The sequence below is a fragment of the Pseudomonas sp. NPDC089407 genome, from assembly GCF_044900445.1.
Classification (GTDB): domain Bacteria; phylum Pseudomonadota; class Gammaproteobacteria; order Pseudomonadales; family Pseudomonadaceae; genus Aquipseudomonas.
In genome coordinates, this window is record NZ_JBJDNB010000014.1 from 96806 (window position 1) to 116497 (window position 19692).

Annotated in this window: 13 protein-coding genes; 2 read left to right on the forward strand and 11 right to left on the reverse strand. The window is 63.6% G+C overall.

Annotation, left to right across the window (positions count from 1 at the left end):
• Window positions 1–82: 82 nt before the first annotated feature.
• The 8 genes from gltB to pilM all read right to left on the reverse strand — a co-directional run bounded on the left by gltB (window position 83) and on the right by pilM (window position 11854).
• A complete protein-coding gene (gene gltB, locus ACI2KG_RS13200; RefSeq protein ID WP_404662196.1) occupies window positions 83–4528 on the reverse strand; it encodes a glutamate synthase large subunit in 4446 nt (1481 codons plus the stop codon).
• A 374-nt stretch (window positions 4529–4902) separates the two neighbouring features.
• Window positions 4903–6507 carry an SPOR domain-containing protein gene (locus ACI2KG_RS13205; RefSeq protein WP_404662197.1) on the reverse strand — a complete coding sequence of 535 codons (1605 nt, stop codon included), beginning with the start codon at window positions 6505–6507 and terminating at the stop codon, window positions 4903–4905.
• A gap of 15 nt (window positions 6508–6522) precedes the next feature.
• Window positions 6523–7620 carry a 3-dehydroquinate synthase gene (aroB, locus tag ACI2KG_RS13210; protein WP_404662198.1) on the reverse strand — a complete coding sequence of 366 codons (1098 nt, stop codon included), beginning with the start codon at window positions 7618–7620 and terminating at the stop codon, window positions 6523–6525.
• A 97-nt stretch (window positions 7621–7717) separates the two neighbouring features.
• Complete coding sequence (gene aroK, locus ACI2KG_RS13215; protein ID WP_201201961.1) at window positions 7718–8236, reverse strand: shikimate kinase AroK; 519 nt, start codon at window positions 8234–8236, stop codon at window positions 7718–7720.
• 4 nt (window positions 8237–8240) lie between these two features.
• Window positions 8241–9503: a type IV pilus secretin PilQ gene (locus ACI2KG_RS13220; RefSeq protein ID WP_404662199.1), complete on the reverse strand. Its 1263-nt coding sequence runs from the start codon at window positions 9501–9503 to the stop codon at window positions 8241–8243.
• Window positions 9427–10443 (reverse strand): pilus assembly protein PilP, encoded by a 1017-nt coding sequence (locus ACI2KG_RS13225; protein ID WP_404662200.1) that lies wholly within the window; start codon window positions 10441–10443, stop codon window positions 9427–9429. The genes ACI2KG_RS13220 and ACI2KG_RS13225 overlap by 77 nt, the downstream gene beginning before the upstream one ends.
• Window positions 10440–10976 (reverse strand): PilN domain-containing protein, encoded by a 537-nt coding sequence (locus tag ACI2KG_RS13230; protein WP_404662201.1) that lies wholly within the window; start codon window positions 10974–10976, stop codon window positions 10440–10442. The genes ACI2KG_RS13225 and ACI2KG_RS13230 overlap by 4 nt, the downstream gene beginning before the upstream one ends.
• Window positions 10973–11854: a type IV pilus biogenesis protein PilM gene (gene pilM, locus ACI2KG_RS13235; RefSeq protein ID WP_404662202.1), complete on the reverse strand. Its 882-nt coding sequence runs from the start codon at window positions 11852–11854 to the stop codon at window positions 10973–10975. The genes ACI2KG_RS13230 and pilM overlap by 4 nt, the downstream gene beginning before the upstream one ends.
• A gap of 178 nt (window positions 11855–12032) precedes the next feature.
• Between pilM and ACI2KG_RS13240 the strand changes: the two genes are divergently transcribed.
• Entirely contained in the window at window positions 12033–14486 is a 2454-nt protein-coding gene (locus ACI2KG_RS13240) for a penicillin-binding protein 1A (protein WP_404662203.1), read from the forward strand.
• Between the two features lie 224 nt (window positions 14487–14710).
• On the opposite strand, the gene ACI2KG_RS13245 is transcribed toward ACI2KG_RS13240, so the two are convergent.
• From ACI2KG_RS13245 to rpmE, 3 genes are all read right to left on the reverse strand, one after another.
• Window positions 14711–15979, reverse strand: coding sequence for a malic enzyme-like NAD(P)-binding protein (locus ACI2KG_RS13245; protein WP_400612447.1), 1269 nt, complete (start codon window positions 15977–15979; stop codon window positions 14711–14713).
• 178 nt (window positions 15980–16157) lie between these two features.
• Window positions 16158–16979, reverse strand: a complete 822-nt coding sequence (locus ACI2KG_RS13250; RefSeq protein ID WP_404662204.1) for a thermonuclease family protein — start codon at window positions 16977–16979, stop codon at window positions 16158–16160.
• Between the two features lie 2 nt (window positions 16980–16981).
• Window positions 16982–17197, reverse strand: a complete 216-nt coding sequence (gene rpmE / locus ACI2KG_RS13255) for a 50S ribosomal protein L31 (RefSeq protein ID WP_012274639.1) — start codon at window positions 17195–17197, stop codon at window positions 16982–16984.
• A 167-nt stretch (window positions 17198–17364) separates the two neighbouring features.
• Here rpmE and ACI2KG_RS13260 point away from each other — a divergent pair, with 167 nt between their 5' ends.
• A complete protein-coding gene (locus tag ACI2KG_RS13260; protein WP_404662205.1) occupies window positions 17365–19584 on the forward strand; it encodes a primosomal protein N' in 2220 nt (739 codons plus the stop codon).
• Window positions 19585–19692 lie beyond the last annotated feature (108 nt).

Below are 19692 nucleotides of genomic sequence, written 5' to 3' on the forward strand. Positions count from 1 at the left end.
AGCTGCAAGACGATCACGTAAGCCGGGCGAACCGCAAACTGCTTCTACTTGCAGCTTGCAGCTCGCCACTTGCAGCTGTTTTTTACTGCGGGTTGGCACGGGTGCTGGACAGCAACTGCTTCAGGTTGGCTGCCTTCGGCTTGACCAGCCAGAAGCGCCGCACATAGTCGTCCAGGTTCTCCGAGAGCTCACGCCCCCAGTCGCTGCCGGTCTCTTCCACGTACTCGCCCAGGACCCGCGCCAGATGGCTACGGTAGGCTTCCATCGCCTCACCACTGATACGCTGGATTTCCACCAGCTCGTGGTTGAGTTTGTCGACGAAGCTGTTGTCCATGTCGAGCACATAGGCGAAGCCGCCAGTCATGCCAGAACCGAAGTTGTAACCGGTCTTGCCCAGCACGCAGACAAAGCCGCCGGTCATGTATTCACAGCAGTGATCGCCAGTGCCCTCGACAACAGCGTGGGCGCCGGAGTTACGTACAGCGAAGCGCTCGCCCGCCGTACCCGCGGCAAACAGCTTGCCGCCAGTGGCACCGTACAGGCAGGTGTTGCCGACGATGGCGCTGTGCTGGGTGGCGAACGGGCTGCCGGCTGGCGGCACGATGGTGACCTTGCCACCGGTCATGCCCTTGCCGACGTAGTCGTTGGCGTCGCCTTCCAGGTGCAGGTTCAGGCCACCGGCGTTCCACACACCGAAGCTCTGGCCCGCAGTACCTTTGAAGCGGAAGGTGATCGGGTTGGCGGCCATGCCCTGGTTGCCGTACAGCTTGGCAATTTCACCAGAGATACGGGCGCCGATGGAGCGGTCGCAGTTGCAGATGTCGAGGCTGAATTCGCCACCGGCCTGGTCACGGATGGCCGACATGGCCATGTCTACCATCTTCTCGGCCAGCAGGCCTTCGTCGAACGGCGGGTTCCTGTCGACTTCGCAGAACTGCGGCTTGTCCGCCGGAATGTGCGAGCTGCCCAGCAGCGGGGTCAGGTCCAGGTACTGCTGGCGTTCGGTGTCGCCTGGCAGTACGTCGAGCAGGTCGGTACGGCCGATCAGCTCGCCGAGGCTGCGTACGCCCAGCTTGGCCAGCCACTCACGGGTCTCTTCGGCGACGAAGGTGAAGAAGTTGATCACCATGTCGACGGTACCGATGTAGTGGTCCTTGCGCAGCTTGTCGTTCTGCGTGGCCACGCCGGTGGCGCAGTTGTTCAGGTGGCAGATGCGCAGGTACTTGCAGCCCAGGGCGATCATTGGCGCGGTGCCGAAGCCGAAGCTCTCGGCGCCGAGGATGGCTGCCTTGATTACGTCCAGCCCGGTTTTCAGGCCGCCGTCGGTCTGTACCCGCACCTTGCCACGCAGGTCGTTGCCGCGCAGGGTCTGGTGGGTTTCCGCCAGGCCCAGTTCCCATGGGGCGCCGGCGTATTTGATCGAGGTCAGCGGCGACGCACCGGTACCACCGTCGTAACCGGAAATGGTGATCAGGTCGGCATAGGCCTTGGCCACGCCAGCGGCGATGGTGCCAACGCCGGCTTCTGCCACCAGCTTGACCGATACCAGCGCCTGCGGGTTGACCTGCTTGAGGTCGTAGATCAGCTGGGCCAGGTCTTCGATCGAGTAGATGTCGTGGTGCGGCGGTGGCGAGATCAGGGTCACGCCCGGTACCGCATAGCGCAGCTTGGCAATCAGGCCGTTGACCTTGCCGCCTGGCAGCTGGCCGCCTTCGCCGGGCTTGGCGCCCTGGGCAACCTTGATCTGCAGCACTTCGGCGTTGACCAGGTATTCCGGGGTGACGCCAAAGCGGCCGGTGGCGACCTGCTTGATTTTCGAGCTGCGGATGGTGCCGTAGCGCGACGGATCTTCACCGCCCTCACCGGAGTTGGAGCGCGCGCCCAGGCGGTTCATGGCCTCGGCCAGTGCTTCGTGGGCTTCTGGCGACAGTGCACCCAGCGAGATACCGGCAGAGTCGAAGCGCTTGAGGATGGCCTCCAGCGGCTCGATCTGTTCCAGCGCCAGCGGCTGGTCGGCCACTTTCACCTTCAGCAGGTCGCGGATCATCGACACCGGGCGCTGGTCGACCAGCGTGGTGTATTCCTTGAACTTGGCGTAGTCGCCCTGCTGCACGGCGGCCTGCAGGGTGTTGACCACGTCCGGGTTGTAGGCGTGGTATTCGCCACCGTGGACGAACTTCAGCAGGCCACCTTGCTGGATCGGCTTGCGCGCGCTCCAGGCTTCGGCCGCCAGCAGCTTCTGGTCGCTTTCCAGGTCTTCGAAGCGCGCCCCCTTGATGCGGCTGGACACGCCCTTGAAGCTAAGGCCGACTACTTCCTCGGCCAGGCCGATGGCTTCGAACAGCTGTGCACCCCGGTACGAGGCGATGGTGGAAATACCCATCTTCGACAGGATCTTCAGCAGGCCCTTGGAGATGCCTTTGCGGTAGTACTTGAACACTTCGTCCAGGTCGCCCAGCACTTCACCGGTGCGGATCAGGTCGGCCAGTACTTCGTAAGCCAGGTACGGGTAGACGGCCGAGGCACCGAAGCCCAGCAGCACGGCGAAGTGGTGCGGGTCGCGGGCGGTGGCGGTTTCCACCAGGATGTTGCTGTCGCAACGCAGGCCCTGTTCGGTCAGGCGGTGGTGCACGGCACCCACGGCCAACGACGCGTGCACCGGCAGTTTGCCCGGGGCAATATAACGGTCGCTCAGCACCAGTTGGGTCTTGCCCGCACGCACGGCTTCTTCAGCCTGGTCGGCGATGTTGCGGATGGCCGCCTCCAAACCGACGCTTTGCTCATAGTTGAGGTCGATCAGCTGGCGGTCGAAGCCTTCGCGCTCCAGGTTCATCAGCGAACGCCACTTGGCGGGCGAGATGACCGGCGAGCTGAGGATGACCCGCGAAGCGTGCTCGGGGGATTCCTGGAAGATGTTGCGCTCGGCACCCAGGCAGATTTCCAGCGACATCACGATCGCTTCGCGCAGCGGGTCGATCGGCGGGTTGGTCACCTGGGCGAACTGCTGGCGGAAGAAGTCGTAGGGCGAACGCACACGCTGCGACAGCACGGCCATCGGCGTGTCATCGCCCATCGAGCCAACGGCTTCCTGGCCCTGCTCACCCAGCGGGCGCAGCACCTGGTCACGCTCTTCGAAGGTGACCTGGAACATCTTCATGTATTGCTTGAGCTGGTCAGCGTCGTAGCTGGCCACGCCCTGGTCGTCGGTCAGCGTCGCCTGGATGCGGGTGGCGTGCTGACGCAGCCAGCGCTTGTACGGGTGGCGCGACTTCAGGCGGTCGTCGATGGCGTCGGTGTCGAGGATCTGGCCGGTTTCGGTGTCTACGGCCAGGATCTGCCCAGGGCCCACACGGCCCTTGGCCAGCACTTCCTCAGGCTGATAGCCCCATACGCCGATTTCCGAGGCGATGGTGATATAGCCGTTGGTGGTGGTCACCCAGCGCGCCGGGCGCAGGCCGTTACGGTCCAGCAGGCACACTGCGTGGCGGCCTTCGGTCATGACGATACCGGCCGGGCCATCCCACGGTTCCATGTGCATGGAGTTGTATTCGTAGAAGGCACGCAGGTCGGCGTCCATGGTCTCGACGTTCTGCCAGGCTGGCGGTACCAGCATGCGCACGCCACGGAACAGGTCGATACCACCGGTGACCATCAGCTCCAGCATGTTGTCCATGCTCGACGAGTCGGAACCCACGCGGTTGACCAGCGGGCCGAGTTCTTCGAGGTCGGGAATCTGGTCGTTGGCGAACTTGGTGCGACGGGCCATGGCCCAGTTGCGGTTGCCAGTGATGGTGTTGATCTCGCCGTTGTGGGCGAGGAAGCGGAACGGCTGCGCCAGCGGCCATTTCGGCAGGGTGTTGGTGGAGAAGCGCTGGTGGAACACGCAGATCGCGGTTTGCAGGCGCTCGTCACCCAGGTCTGGATAAAACGCCGCGAGATCGCGCGGCATCATCAGGCCTTTGTAGATGATGGTCTTGTGCGAGAAGCTGCAGATGTAGTGGTCGGCGTCGTGGGCGTTGGCCACGGACGAGCGGCGACGGGCACTGAACAGCTTGATGGCGAATTCCTGGTCGCTCAGGCCTTCACCGCCGATGAACACCTGCTCGATCTGCGGCAGGCGCTCCAGGGCCAGGCGACCCAGCACGCTGGTGTCGATCGGCACTTTGCGCCAGCCTACCAGCTTCAGGCCGGCGGCGAGGATTTCGCGGTCCATGTTGGCGCGGGCAGCTTCGGCTTTGACCGGGTCCTGGTTGAAGAACACCATGCCGACGGCGTACTGCTTGGGCAGTTCGACAGCGAAATGTTCCTGGGCCACGGCACGCAGGAATTGATCGGGCTTCTGCATGAGCAGACCGCAACCGTCACCGGTCTTGCCGTCGGCGTTGATGCCGCCGCGGTGGGTCATGCACGTCAATGCCTGCATGGCGGTTTGCAGAAGGTGGTGGCTCGGTTCGCCCGTCATATGGGCGATCAGGCCAAAACCACAGTTGTCCTTGAATTCTTCGGGATGGTACAGACCTGTTTTCATAGACACATTCTCACCAGGTTCACCTCTCTAACGGAGGTAAAACTCTTTTTTAACAACCACTTACCATCCACGCCGATCAAACGCCAGCTTTTTTGCGGTGGTCATGGAAAACCATTGTTGCACAGCGACAGCGATGCCCACAAATTTTCATGTCTCACCATTGAAAATTTATGTCGCAATTTTGAATGTTTTTGCGCCATGCGCCGTGATAGCGGCTTGGCTAGAGTCTGAAGCGTTTCAGCCATGACTGCAACTAGGGGCTTGTGGCCGGCAGCCTGGGACAGAAAAGCCTGCCGCGCTCAGGCGCAGCAGGCTATTCGAAGTTCAGTAATCGCTCAGCAACTGGGCGGCGGGGTGATGCCGCCCGGCAGGTATCAGCGGGCCGTGGCCAGCTCTTGTTGGACGCTGCCGACGGTACGTGGCCAAGGTTTACCAGCCTGGACCTTCGCTGGCAAGTTCTTGATTGCCGCAACCGCTGCGTCACGGCTGGCGAAGCTGCCGTAAGTGACGACGTACAGCGGCTTGCCCTGCAGGTCTTTCTTGAAGTAGCGATAGTCGCCACCCTGGGCTTTCACGTACGCCTGAGCCGAAGCCTCGGAACTGGTGCCGAGGATCTGCACCACGTAATTACCGGGTTTTTGACCCGCGTACCAGCCACTGTTGCCGGCGCCGCTAGCGGTGGGTTTTTCAGCAGGTTTGGCCGTTGGCTTGGCCACGGCGACCTGGGTCGGTGCAGGTGCGGGCTTGACCGGCGCAACCGGTTTGGCAGGTTGGGTTGCTACTGGCTTCGGCGCAGGCGCAACCGGCTGCGCTGGCGCACTGGCGACTGGCTGCACAGGGGTCGGCGCCGGGCCTGCCGGCACGCCTTGTGGCGGCGCGATAGTGGTCACGGTCGGCGGCGGGTTGCCAGGCTGCAAAGCGGTATCGCCAGCGGGGCTGCCCTCCTCTCCTTCCCCCATGCCTGCGGCCTGGGCCAGGGGTTCGCGCATGACTGGCTGCGACTGGCCAACCAGCGGCAGCGGCATTGGCTGCGACGAGCCGGAGAACTCGATGTTGGCCCCTTGCTTGCCCTCGCCAAGCGGCAACTGGGCTTGGGCGGCAGGCGCATCGGCGGGAGCCTTCTCGCCCTTCTTGGGCATCAACACCGCAGCTGCAACGGCAACCACGACCACGGCAGACAACGCGAGCACATGTTTTTTTGGCATCTTGAACCCCATGGATGGTCGCTTGGCCGTGGTGCGGCTGGCGATCATGGCTTCGATCAAAGTGTCACGGGCGACCTGGTTGATGTTGCCAGGCCAACCGTCGGAGTTTTCATGGATATCGACGATCTGTTCACGGCTGAACACCTCGATGCCCCGGCCAGCCCCTTCCAGGCGCTGCTCCAGGTACTCGCGGGTTTCTTCTTCACTGTAGGGGGCCAGCTCGATGATGTGGAAGCGTTCTTCCTCGACATTGAGCTCGTCCAACCCGGCAATCAGCGAAGGCTCACCGAACAGGAACACGTGCGGGCGCCCTTCCGGTACCCCCGCCGCCAACTCCAGCAACGCTTGGAGTGCCGACTCGTCGAGTTGTTCCGCATCGTCCACCAGCAAATACACTTCCTGACCGGTCAGTGCCAATTGCACCACCTTGGACAGGATCGCCTGCATCTCGGCCTGGGCCACGTCCAGGTTTTGTGCAACTTGGCCGAGCACACTGGCGGCATCGCTGGCGCCACGGGCGGACACCACCACGCTCAGCACGGCCTGCTTGTTGGTACTGGCCACCAGCGCCTGGCGCAGCAGGGTCTTGCCGCTGCCCAGCGGGCCGCTGACGACCAGCATCAGCTGGCTGTAACGCGCCAGGTGGTGCAACTGGCCAAGCACAGGCTTGCGCTGGGCCGGGAAAAACTTGAAGCCGGGCACGCGGGGCGCGAACGGATCGTGGCTCAACTGGTAATGGTCGAGAAAGGCCTCATCGGCATGCAAACTGGTCATTGCGCTGTCACAACCTCAAAGCTGGGCCACGATCGCGCGGTAATCCGCCGACAGCGTGGCCTGTAGAATCTCTTTCGGATAGTCGTCGGTCACCACGGCCTCGCCCATCTGGCGCAGCAGCACCAGACGCAGACGACCGTCGAGCACCTTCTTGTCGACCGCCATGTGCTCCATGAAATGCGCCGGGGTCATTTCCTGTGGTGGCACCACCGGCAAACCTGCGTCCTGCAACAGGCGGATTCCGCGATCGCGCTCGGCCTTATCGATCCAGCCAAGGCGCATGGACATTTCCAGCGCCATCACCGTGCCCGCTGCCACGGCTTCGCCATGCAGCCACACGCCATAACCCATGTGGGTTTCGATGGCATGCCCGAAGGTATGCCCCAGGTTCAGCGTGGCCCGCACACCAGACTCGCGCTCATCGGCACCCACCACTGCGGCCTTGGCCGCGCAGGAGCGACGGATAGCCTCGGTCAGGGCTACCGGGTCGAGGGCGCGCAGGGCCTGCATATTGTCTTCAAGCCAGGTGAGGAACGGCTTGTCACAGATCAGGCCGTACTTGATCACTTCGGCCAGGCCTGCCGACAGCTCACGCGGCGGCAGGGTCTTGAGGCTGGTGGTATCGATCAGCACCGCGTTGGGCTGATAGAAGGCACCGACCATGTTCTTGCCCAGCGGGTGGTTGATACCGGTCTTGCCGCCCACCGAGGAGTCGACCTGGGACAACAAGGTGGTTGGCACCTGGATGAAGTCGACGCCGCGCTGGTAGCAGGCAGCGGCAAAGCCGGCCATGTCCCCGATCACGCCGCCGCCCAGGGCAACCACGGTGGTACGGCGGTCATGCCGTGCAGTCAGCAGGCCATCGAAGATGAGTTGCAGGGTTTCCCAGTTCTTGTGGGCTTCGCCATCGGGCAAGACCACTGGCAGCACCGAGTAGGCACCCAGGGTCTTGGCCAGGCGTTCGAGATACAAGGGTGCGACGGTCTCGTTGGACACGATGGCGACCTGCCGCCCGGCAATGTGCGGCGCCAGCAGCTCAGGCTGGTCCAGCAGGCCTTCGCCAATGTAGATCGGGTAGCTACGCTCGCCCAGGTCGACCTTTAGTGTCTGCATGTATCCCCACAATGTACTTGGGCGCGGTGCCATTCGGGCGACCGGCGCGGTAACGTTGAACCTCGCCTCGGCGCTGGTGGCCGAGAATAGTCCCGGGTTAACGGGGCGGCAACTGCTGCAAGCGCTCGAGAATATCGATTACCACCATGCGTGGCGGCCGTTCGTCGGTTTCAATCACCAGGTCGGCGATCTCGCGGTAGAGCGGGTCGCGGGTTTCCAGCAAGGTACGCAAGGTCGCTTCAGGATTGGCGGTGCGCAGCAGCGGGCGATTGCGGTCGCGCGCGGTACGGCCGACCTGCTGCTCCACCGAGGCATGCAGGTAGATTACCCGGCCGCCTTGATGCAGCGCCTGGCGGTTGGCTTCGCGCATCACCGCGCCACCACCGGTCGCCAGCACCACGCCGTCAAGTGCGCATAACTCGGCAATCATCGCCTGCTCGCGATCACGGAAACCCGGCTCGCCTTCCTTGTCGAAGATCCACGGGATGTTGGCGCCGCATCGCAGTTCGATTTCCTTGTCGGAATCCTTGAACAGCAGGCGCAGCTCTTTGGCCAATAGGCGCCCAATGGTGCTTTTACCAGCGCCCATGGGCCCCACAAGTATCAAATTTCGCACAGAATCAACGACTCACAGCAATCGCCTGGTCACTCATGATACGCGGAGTCAGGAAGACCAGCAGCTCGGATTTTTTCTCTTGTAATGCATCGCGTCGAAACAGCCGCCCAACATACGGCAGATCACCAAAAAATGGCACCTTGTCGACCACATTGTTTTGCGAAGTCGAGTAGACGCCACCGATCACGATCGTTTCGCCGTCAGCTACACGAACCTTGGCATTGACCTCGTTCTTGCGGATCGGCGGTACGTTGTTCAAGGCATTGACGTAATCCGGCTCGTCCTTGGTCACCCTCACGGTCATGATTACCTTGTTGTCCGGGGTAATTTGCGGGGTTACCTCCAGCGACAGCGACGCTTCGCGAAACGAGACAGAGGTGGCGCCGCTCTGGCTGGTTTCCTGATAGGGCACCTCGGTGCCCTTGAGGATTCTCGCGGTTTCCTTGTCGGCGGTGACCACCTTGGGCTGTGAAATGATCTCACCGTTGCCGCTCTTTTCCATCGCGCTGAGTTCCAGGTCGAGCAGCACGCCCCCACTCAGCAGCCCAAGGCCGATGCTGCTGCCGGCGCGCTCCACCCCGAGGTCGACGAACAGTTCCTTGCCGGGGCGCAGCTTTTCACCGTACAGCGGCCCGCCCCAGCGCACCCCCAGGCTCTTCTCGTAATCGACGTTGGCCTCGACAATACGTGCCTCGATCGCCACTTGACGCACCGGCACGTCCAACTGCGCGACCAGTTGCCGCAACTCGGCCAGGCGTTCGGCCGGCAGGTACGCCACCAGCGTATTGGTGCGCTCATCAACGCTGAGGCTACCGCCCTGGCTGCCATCGACCGCCAGGCTCGCCAGCAGCAATAGCGCCATCTCGTCAGCCTTGGCGTGGTGAATGGGCAGCAGCTCCCGACGCAATGGCGCCAACTGCGCGTCCACTGCCTGCACCACCCGCGCGTCGCCTGAATGCGCGGCAAATTCGGCTGCCGGTGCCACCAGCAGCACGTTGCCCTCCTGGCGCCGGGCCAGGCCCTTGCTGCGCAATACCAGATCCAACGCCTGGTCCCACGGCACATCCTGCAAGCGCAAGGTGACACTGCCCTGCACCGCATCGCTGGCCACCAGGTTTACCCCGGCGTAGTCCGCCAGCACCTGCAACACCGCACGCACCTCGACGTCCTGAAAATTCAATGACAGGGGCTCACCCTGGTAAGGCGTCGCCGACGCCAGCTGGATCGGCAGCAGGGCTGCCAGCAGGTATTTCATCCACGTTTTCATTCTGCTCCGGGGCCTCCTTGCCCAGGTAGTTGGCAAGGGTGATGAACGCCGTGCGCTCATGCCATTCCCCCGCCATGAACAGCCGCTCACGCACTTCGACCTGGCGTTGATCAATGTGCTTCACCAGCCCTTGGTCGCGCCCTACCCGGTCGCCCGGACGCACGCGATAGAGCCTTCCGGATGCCATCAGCAAGGCTTCACGGGCAGCACCGTGCGCCAGGCTGCCCACCATTTCCAGCTGTGCCAGCGGCACGCCGGCCAGCCCGCCACCCTCCAACCGAGTGGCCGGGGGCGCAAACGGGTCTACTGCTGGCCTGGCCAAGGCAGCCCTTGCCGGTATATGTGCCATTACTGCTGTCGAGGGCATGGGTGCAGGCGCGTGGTAGGCATCGACCCGCAATTGCAGGCGCAATAGCCCAGGCTGGCGATCAGCTGGTGCCAGGCGCATGTCGCCGCTGTGCAACACCCGCGCCTGGCCCAGCCATTCGTCCAGCCATAGCCGCAAGGCCGGGTATGGCCCCACCACCTGCAGCTCAAGCGGCACTTTATGGAAGCCGTCCTGTTGCTCGCCCTCCTGGACCACGAGACGCTCGACAAGCAAACCCTGTGCATGCCCCGAAACCGTCAATCGCTCAAGCAGGTCGCTCATGCCCTCCCCGGCAGCCAGCTGCCAGCGCGCCGCCTGCAACCGCTGCTCGGCACCTGCCACAGAAGCCCGCAGGCTCTGCAGCTCGGCCAACTGCAAAGCACGGCTCGCTTGCAACTGGTGCAACTCGGCATGCCTGGCGTCCTCCCCGGCCTGTTGCTGCCAGAATGCCGGCAGGCGCACCGCGCAACCCGCGCTGAACAGCACAACCGCGACCAACACGGGCGCCAACCGCCGAAATCGGTCGGAGCGCTCGACTGCGACCAACCAGGCGAAAAGCTGTGCCGCATTCACGACCAGATCGCCGAAACGCGCGCAGCCAGCAGGAACTCGTCACCGCCCGGCAGGCTCTTGATGTGCTTGAGTTCCAGGTCGAGCAATACGTTCGAGCGGCCCAGGTCTCGCATGAACTGCGCCACCACCGCCCCGGACGCAGCCAGCCCGGTCATCTGCAAACGACCGTTCTCAAGGCTCAAGTCAACCAGTTGCACCCCCTCAGGCAACGCACCTTCAAGGTCAGCGAACACACCGGCCAACACATCCTGATCGGCGCGCAAGGCCTCCAGAACGGCGGCACCGGCAAGCAGCGCTTCGTGCTGTTCTCGTACATCAGCCAGTGGCTGCAGCCGCTCGCCCAGCAGCTCAAGGGCTGCCTGGTGCTGCGCATTGGCCAGTGCCTGTTGCTGTGCACGTTGACGGGCCAACTGGTCCACCAGCGTAACGGCGCACAAGGCCAGTAAAGCGCCAGCAACCAGCTGGCCACGAAAACGCCGCAGCGCCGCCTGACGCTGGCGTTCGCGCCAAGGCAGAAGGTTCAACCGGATCATCGGCACAATCCTCCCTGGGCCAAGGCGCAAGCCAGGAGCAGGGTGCCATCGACATGCTCGAGGCCCGCCAGACCAGGCAGGTGCCGGCACGGCACATTCAGCCGGCCGCCAAGCCCCTGCAACCAGCCAGGGTCAATCGCTGAGCTGCCGGCAACCCACAGCTGCCCAGGCAACCGCTCTGCAGCAAGGAGTGCCTGCAGCCGCTCCGGCAATTGCGCAGCCATTTCCGAGTCTGCCGTTTGCAGTTCGCGCCGCTGGAACACCCCACCCGGCTGCCAGCAGTGAAGTGTCACCCTGTGCGCTTCGATGCGCAGCAGTGCCGCCCCCTCCAAGTCGCCCGCTGGCAACATGCGGCACAAAGCAATGTTGTCGATCTCAACGGCTTCGAGTTGCAGCCCTGCCCCCTCGACCACCGCCTCAAGTGCCGCCAAAGCGCTTTGCCGACAAGCCGCAACCAGCACCTCGCTGCAGCCTGGCTGTAGGCGTGAAGGCCCAACGACCTGAAAATCCAGGGCCAGGTCCTCAAGCGGAAACGGAAACAGCCGTTCGGCATCGGCCAGCAGCTGCGCCTCCAACTGTTCCACGCCACGCTCCACCGGCATATGGCACAGCTTGTAGATGACCTGGCTGGCTGGCAGCGCCAACGCTACCCGGCGCTGCCTGAGGCCACTCTGCCGATGGGCGCGCCGCAACGCCGCCGCTACCAGGCCAGGCTCTGCCGCCCAGTCATTCCCCACCTCCTGGGGCAGCGGTTCGTGCGCCGAGCCCATCACCCGCCAGCGTCGCCTGCGCTGTTGCAGTTGCACCAAGCGAATGGCATCAGGGGCGATTTCCACCCCTACGAGTGAACCGGCATCCATGCCAAAGCGTCCAAGCATCGCGACTTCCTTGCTGTGTGTTGCAACCCCGCGGCCACACTGGGCCGGGGCCGCCCGCCAAGGCGACGGGTAGCCTGGCCGGTAACCCGGAGAGGCGAAAAAATGCGTATAATGCCCAGCGTTTTTTGGTCCGCCGGACCTGCGTGCAATCCACTCTCAACCTGGACACCGAAAAGCCTTGATACGTCTGCTGAAGTTCTTCTGGTGGTCTTCCGTCGCAGTCATCTGCGCGCTCGTACTCGGTGTGAGCGGTGCGTTTCTGTATCTTAGCCCCAGCCTGCCCTCGGTCGATTCGCTCAGAAGCATCCAGTTGCAGATCCCCCTGAGGGTGTACAGCAGCGATGGCAAGCTGATTGCCGAGTTCGGCGAAATGCGCCGCTCACCGATCCGCTTCGCGGAAATTCCCCCACAGTTCATTCAGGCACTGCTGTCAGCCGAGGACGACAATTTCCTCAACCACTACGGTGTCGACCCCAGCAGCCTGATGCGCGCGGCAACCCAGCTGGTGAAAACCGGGCATATCCAGACCGGCGGCAGCACCATCACCATGCAGGTGGCGAAAAACTTCTTCCTCACCAGCGAACGCAGCTTCTCGCGCAAGACCAACGAAATCCTGCTGGCCCTGCAGATCGAGCGTGAGCTGACCAAGGACGAGATCCTTGAGCTTTACGTGAACAAGATCTACCTCGGTAACCGCGCATACGGCATCGACGCTGCTGCCCAGGTGTACTACGGCAAGTCGATCCGTGACGTCAGCCTGGCGCAGATGGCGATGATCGCCGGCCTGCCCAAGGCACCGTCACGCTTCAACCCGCTGGCCAACCCGGTGCGCGCCAAGGAGCGCCGCGACTGGATCCTGGGCCGCATGTACAAGCTGGGCAAGATCGACCAGGCCAGCTATGAAGCGGCCCTGGCCGAGCCGCTCAATGCCAGCTACCACGTGCCGACACCTGAGGTGAATGCGCCGTACATCGCCGAGATGGCCCGTGCGGAAATGGTCGGCCGTTACGGCAGCGACGCCTACACCGAAGGCTTCCGCGTCACCACCACAGTGCCCAGCGACATGCAGGAAATGGCCAACAAGGCCATCCTCAACGGCCTCTCCGATTATGACGAGCGCCACGGCTACCGCGGCCCTGAAGCACGCTTCCCGGGCCGCACCCAGGCAGCCTGGCTGCAGGAGCTGGGCAAGCAGCGCACCCTTGGCGGCCTGGAGCCGGCCATCGTCACCCAGGTCGAAAAAACCGGCCTGAAGGTGCTGACCCGAGACGGCCAGCAATCCGAGGTTGCCTGGGACACGATGAAATGGGCGCGCCCATTCATCAACAGCAACGCGATGGGCCGCGCGCCGCAATCGCCGGCCGACGTGGCCCAGGTCGGCGACCTGGTGCGCCTGCAGCGCCTGGAAGATGGCAAGTTCAAGTTCAGCCAAGTGCCCGGTGCGCAAAGTGCGCTGGTCACCCTGGACCCTTACAACGGCGCCATCCGCGCCCTGGTCGGCGGTTTCTCGTTCGAGCAGAGCAACTACAACCGCGCGATGCAGGCCAAGCGCCAACCAGGTTCGAGCTTCAAGCCGTTCATCTACAGCGCCGCGCTGGACAGCGGCTACACCGCTGCCAGCCTGGTCAACGATGCGCCGATCGTGTTCGTTGACGAGTCGGTAGATAAAGTGTGGCGACCAAAGAACGACACCAACACCTTCCTCGGCCCGATCCGCATGCGTGAAGCGCTGTACAAGTCGCGCAACCTGGTATCGATCCGCCTGCTGCAGGCCATGGGTGTGGACCGCACCATCGACTACATCGCCAAGTTCGGCTTCAACAAGCAGGACCTGCCGCGCAACCTGTCGCTGGCTTTGGGCACCGCCACCCTGACCCCGATGGAAATCGCCACCGGCTGGAGCACCTTTGCCAACGGTGGCTACAAGATCACCCCGTACCTGATTGACCGCATTGAAAGCCGCAGCGGTGAGACGTTATTCACCGCCAACCCTGCCCACGTGCCGCAAGGCGCCGAGGACCAGGCCGGCCTGGCTGCACCCGAGCAGCCGATCAGCACCGCAGCCATGCCAGGCGAAGCACCTTCGGCGTTTGGCCAGGTGACTGCTGCGCCGCCAACACCGGCCGTGGCCGAGCGGATCATCGACGGGCGCACCACTTACATCCTCACCAGCATGTTGCAGGACGTGATCAAGCGCGGTACCGGCCGCCGGGCGCTGGCCCTGGGCCGCACCGACCTGGCAGGCAAGACCGGTACCACCAACGAATCCAAGGACGCATGGTTCTCCGGCTACAACGCCGATTACGTGACCACCGTGTGGGTCGGTTTCGACCAGCCGGAAACCCTCGGCCGCCGCGAATACGGCGGCACCGCGGCGTTGCCGATCTGGATGAGTTTCATGGGCGCGGCGCTCAAGGACAAGCCTGCACATGCCCCGGCAGAGCCGGACGGTATCCTCAGCCTGCGCGTCGACCCGGTCAGCGGCCGCGCGGCCTCGCCAAGCACACCGAATGCCTACTTCGAGCTGTTCAAGGCCGAAGACTCGCCGCCGTCGGTGGATGAGCTGGGTAATGGCTCGGCACCGGGCAGCCCGCTGCCGGCGGATGAAGCGACGCCGATGGATTTGTTCTAAACCTGACAGGCCAACACCGTTCGTGTAGGAGCGGCCTTGTGTCGCGAAAGGGGCGCGAAGCGCCCCCAGCAATATCTGCTTGGTGCATAAATCCTGGGGGCGCTTCGCACCCCTTTCGCGACACAAGGCCGCTCCTACAAGGGACCGCGTCAGCCGGGACATCGGCAAACAAAAAGCCCCGGCTCTTGCGAGCCGGGGCTTTTTCATGACCGCTACAACAGCAATCAGCCGTTGAACACGTCATCCACGCTGGTCAGCGGGTAGTGCTTCGGATACGGCAGGGTAGCCACGCCGGATTCGATCGCAGCCTTGGCCACCGCGTCGGAAACAACGGTGATCAGACGAGCGTCCAGTGGTTTCGGAATGATGTACTCACGGCCGAACTCCAGCGCCTGTACGCCGTAGGCTTCGCATACTTCCTTCGGCACTGGCAGCTTGGCCAGGTCTTTCAGGGCGATAGCGGCGGCGATCTTCATTTCTTCGTTGATGCGCTTGGCGCGAACGTCCAGGGCACCACGGAAGATGAACGGGAAGCCCAGTACGTTGTTGACCTGGTTCGGGTAGTCGGAACGACCGGTCGCCATGATCACGTCGCTGCGCGTGGCGTGAGCCAGCTCTGGGGCGATTTCCGGGTCCGGGTTCGAGCAGGCGAACACGATCGGGTTGGCAGCCATCGACTTCAGGCCTTCCGGGCTCAGCAGGTTCGGGCCGGACAGGCCAACGAACACGTCGGCACCGTCGAGTGCGTCAGCCAGGGTGCGCTTGTCGGTCGCGTGGGCGAACTGCGCCTTGTACTGGTTCAGGTCGTCACGGCCAGCGTGGATCACGCCGCTGCGGTCGATCATGTAGATGTTCTCGACCTTGGCGCCCATGCTCACCAGCAACTTCATGCAGGAGATGGCGGCAGCACCGGCACCCAGGCAGACGATCTTGGCGTCTTCCAGCTTCTTGCCGGCGATTTCCAGGGCGTTGATCATGCCGGCCGCGGTCACGATGGCGGTACCGTGCTGGTCATCATGGAATACCGGGATGTCGCACTGTTCGATCAGGGTGCGCTCGATTTCAAAGCACTCTGGCGCCTTGATGTCTTCGAGGTTGATGCCACCGAAGGTGATCGAGATGCGGCGAACGGTGTCGATGAACGCTTGCGGGCTTTCCGACTCGACTTCGATGTCGAACACGTCGATACCGGCGAAACGCTTGAACAGAACACCCTTGCCTTCCATGACCGGCTTGGAAGCCAGTGGGCCGAGGTCACCCAGACCGAGGATGGCGGTGCCATCGGAAATCACCGCAACCAGGTTGCCTTTGCCGGTGTATTTGTATGCCAGCTCTGGATCACGGCCAATTTCACGTACCGGCTCGGCAACACCTGGGCTGTAGGCCAGGGCGAGGTCACGGGCGGTAGCAGTGGGCTTGGAGAGTTCGACGCTCAGTTTCCCCGGACGAGGTTGAGCGTGGTATTCGAGAGCGGCGGTTTTCAGGTCTGACATGGTGGGCATTCCGCTATTTACTGTTCTGACGGACCGCCGAGGATACGCAAAGAGCCGGGGAGTCACAAGACTGGTCGGTCACTTGTGTCAAGGCCTTTAGCCTACGACTTTACGCTAAAACCCACGGGGGCATACGGCTAACAGTGTGTACAATCCAATAGCGAACTGTCTACATCTTTTAGCCTGAAATGCGCTGCAACATGCTCGGATCGGTCAATGGCAGCACCCAGCGTCGCTGCCCAGGCTTAAGCCCGCCCTTGCGGGAACGGTCCAGCACCCAGCCACGCGCTTCAACCTCGCGCCCCTTGAGATTATCGAAGAAGCTAGCAGGGAAGTTGCGCTGCAGACGAGCGGGAACCTGCAGCACCATGGCACCGCCCAGGTTCAGCCAGACCCCGCCACGATTGCGCTTGACGCTTTCGATGCGACCACTGACAACCGCGAAACCCGACTGCCTGACATCGCCCGCAGGCACTACGGGCGACCGCCGCCACAGACCGACGCCGGCCTGGCGCGCAGCCTGCTCGGCCAACTGCTGGCAGCCACTGAGGCGCACATTGGGGGCAACGGCCACGCGGTAGCCCAGGCCTTCGCTGAGCAGTTGTGCTTCTAGATTGTCGCCATTACGGCTATAGATATGCGCCAGTGTGCGGCCGTACCTGTCTTTGGTCTCGACCCCTGGCACCAGCCCGACACGCCCGTCATTACCTTTGACCAGGGCCTGCAAGCGCCGCCGGGCCGCGTCGGCGTAAGGCTCGCTGGTGCGCCCCTTGCGGCCGATCTCCGGCGCGTTGATACCGATCAGCCGCACACTGCGGCCATCGACCAGGCGCAAGGTGTCACCATCGACCACCTGTCGCACCATGACCTGCTGGGGTTTGTCCGGCAAAGGGCAGAACGCCTGTGCCGGGTGATGCCAGATTGCGCCCACAAAAAAGGCGCCCACAAGGGGCGCCTTCTTCAGCAACAACGCGAAACCCGAAGGGTTCGCCATGCGCATGATTACTTCTTGGTACCGAACATACCGAAGCGGTCGGCGAACTTCTGTACGCGACCACCGGTGTCCAGGACTTTCTGCTTACCGGTGTAGAACGGGTGGCACAGGTTGCAAACGTCGATCGACAGGACATTGCCCAGGGTCGAACGGGTTTCGAACTTGTTGCCGCAGCTGCAGGTGACTGCAACTACTTCGTAGTTCGGGTGGATACCTTCTTTCATGGTCACTTCCTCGAGCTGCGTGCCGCCACCCAACACCAATTGTTGAATACCGCACGTAATTAGGCGGCGAATAATACCAGAGCACACCGTCAGCGCAAGATGTCGCTTGCACCGACCGTCGTCTGCTAGGCTCGCCAGTTCTTGTAATGCCCTCCGAGACTTTCCGCGTGTCCGACGTCATCCTGCGCCTTGCCCTGCCCTCTCCGTTGCGCCGCCTGTTCGACTACAAGGCGCCAGCGAGCATGGCGCGCCAGGCCTTGACCCCGGGCATGCGCATTCGCGTGCCTTTCGGCCGCCGCGAAATGATCGGTGTGCTGGTAGAGGTGTGCGCCCAAAGCGAAGTGCCTGCGGACAAACTGAAGCCCGCCAGCGCCCTGCTCGACCCGGTGTCACCCATTCCGGCCTCGCTGTTCAAGCTGTGCCTGTGGACCGCCCAGTACTACCAGCACAGCCTGGGTGACACCTTGAGCTGGGCCTTGCCCACCCTGCTGCGCCAGGGCGAACCGGCAGAGATGCGCCAGGAGCGTTTCTGGCACATTGCCCCCGGTGCCCGCCTGGAAGACCCGCGCATTGCCCGCGCACCGCGCCAGCGCGACGCCCTCAAGACCCTGGCCCAGCACCCGCACGGTGTGGCCCACAGCCTGCTGGCCAAGCTCAACCTGAACAAGGACAGCCTCGACCTGCTGCTGGCCAAGGAGCTGGTACAGATCGAGGTACGCCGCCACCTGCCAGCGCTGCGCCATGAACACTGGCTGGCACAGCCGGAACTGCCGCTCAACGAAGAGCAACGCGACGCCTTCGACGCCGTGCGTGAGGGCTTTGATGGCTTTGGCGCGTTTCTGCTGGCCGGTGTCACCGGCAGCGGCAAGACCGAGGTCTACCTGCAGCTGATCCGCGAAACCCTGGAGGCCGGCAAGCAGGCGCTGGTGCTGATCCCGGAAATCAACCTCGGCCCACAAACCCTGGCGCGCTTCGAGCAACGCTTCAACGCACGCATTGCCCTGCTGCATTCGGCGGTGAACGACCGCGAACGCCTGGACGCCTGGCTGGCGGCGCGGGACGGCGAGGCCGACATCATCATCGGCACCCGTTCGGCACTGTTCACGCCCATGAAAAACCCCGGCCTGATCATTATCGACGAAGAGCACGACGGCTCTTATAAACAGCAGGAAGGCCTGCGCTACCACGCCCGCGACCTGGCGCTGGTGCGCGCCCACCAGGAGAACATCCCGATCCTGCTCGGCTCCGCCACGCCGTCGCTGGAAACCTTGCACAATGCCCTCACCGGCCGCTACCGCCTGCTACGCATGAACCAGCGCGCCGGCGGTGCGCGCCCGCCGCGCATGTTGCGCCTGGATGTAAAAAGCCTGCCGCTGGACAGCGGCATCAGCGGCCCGCTGCAGCAGGCCATCCGCCAAACCCTGGAAGCCGGCCAACAGGTGCTGGTGTTCCTCAACCGCCGCGGCTTCGCCCCGACCTTGCTGTGCCACGATTGCGGCTGGTTGTCGGAATGCCCGCGCTGCGATGCGCGCATGACCGTGCACCAGCGCTCCGGCGTGCTGCGCTGCCACCACTGCGGCTATGACGAACGCCTGCCGCACCAGTGCCCGCAATGCAACCACGTCGACCTGCGCCCGGTCGGCGCCGGCACCGAGCGCGCCGAAGAACGCCTGAAGGTGCTGTTCCCCGATTACCCGATCCTGCGCGTGGACCGCGACAGCACGTCGCGCAAGGACGCCATGCACAACCTGTTCAGCACGATCCAGAAGGGCCAGCCAAGCATCCTCGTGGGCACGCAGATGCTCGCCAAGGGCCACCATTTCCCGCGGGTCACCCTGGTGGCCATCCTTGATGCCGATGGCGGGCTGTTCTCTGGCGACTTCCGCGCCAGCGAGCGCATGGCGCAACTGATCGTGCAAGTGGCCGGGCGCGCCGGGCGGGCCGAAGAGCCCGGCAAGGTGATCATCCAGACCCACCTGGCCGACCACCCGCTGCTGGTGCAGCTTACCGAGCAGGGCTATTTCGCCTTTGCCGAACAGGCCCTGGACGAACGCCGCGCTGCCGGGCTGCCACCTTACTCACACCTGGCCCTGCTGCGCGCCGAAGCGCACAAGCCGGGGCAGGCCGAAGGCTTCCTTGACCAAGCCTGCGCCGCCGCCGAGCGCCTGGTGGCCGAGCAACGGTTGCCGGGGATCGAACTGCTTGGCCCGGTACCGGCGCCCATGGAACGCCGCGCCGGGCGCTTCCGCGCACAACTGTTGATACAGGCCAATACCCGGGCGCCTTTGCATCGACTGATCAGCGCCTGGTTGCTAGTGTTGGAACAAATGCCGAGCGGGCGCCAGGTACGCTGGTCGCTGGATGTCGACCCGGTAGACCTGTATTGATTTCGGGGGCTGCTTTGCAGCCCATCGCGACGCAAGGCCGCTCCTACACAGAGCGCGCGCACCACCTGTAGGAGCGGCCTTGTGTCGCGAAAGGGCCGCAGAGCGGCC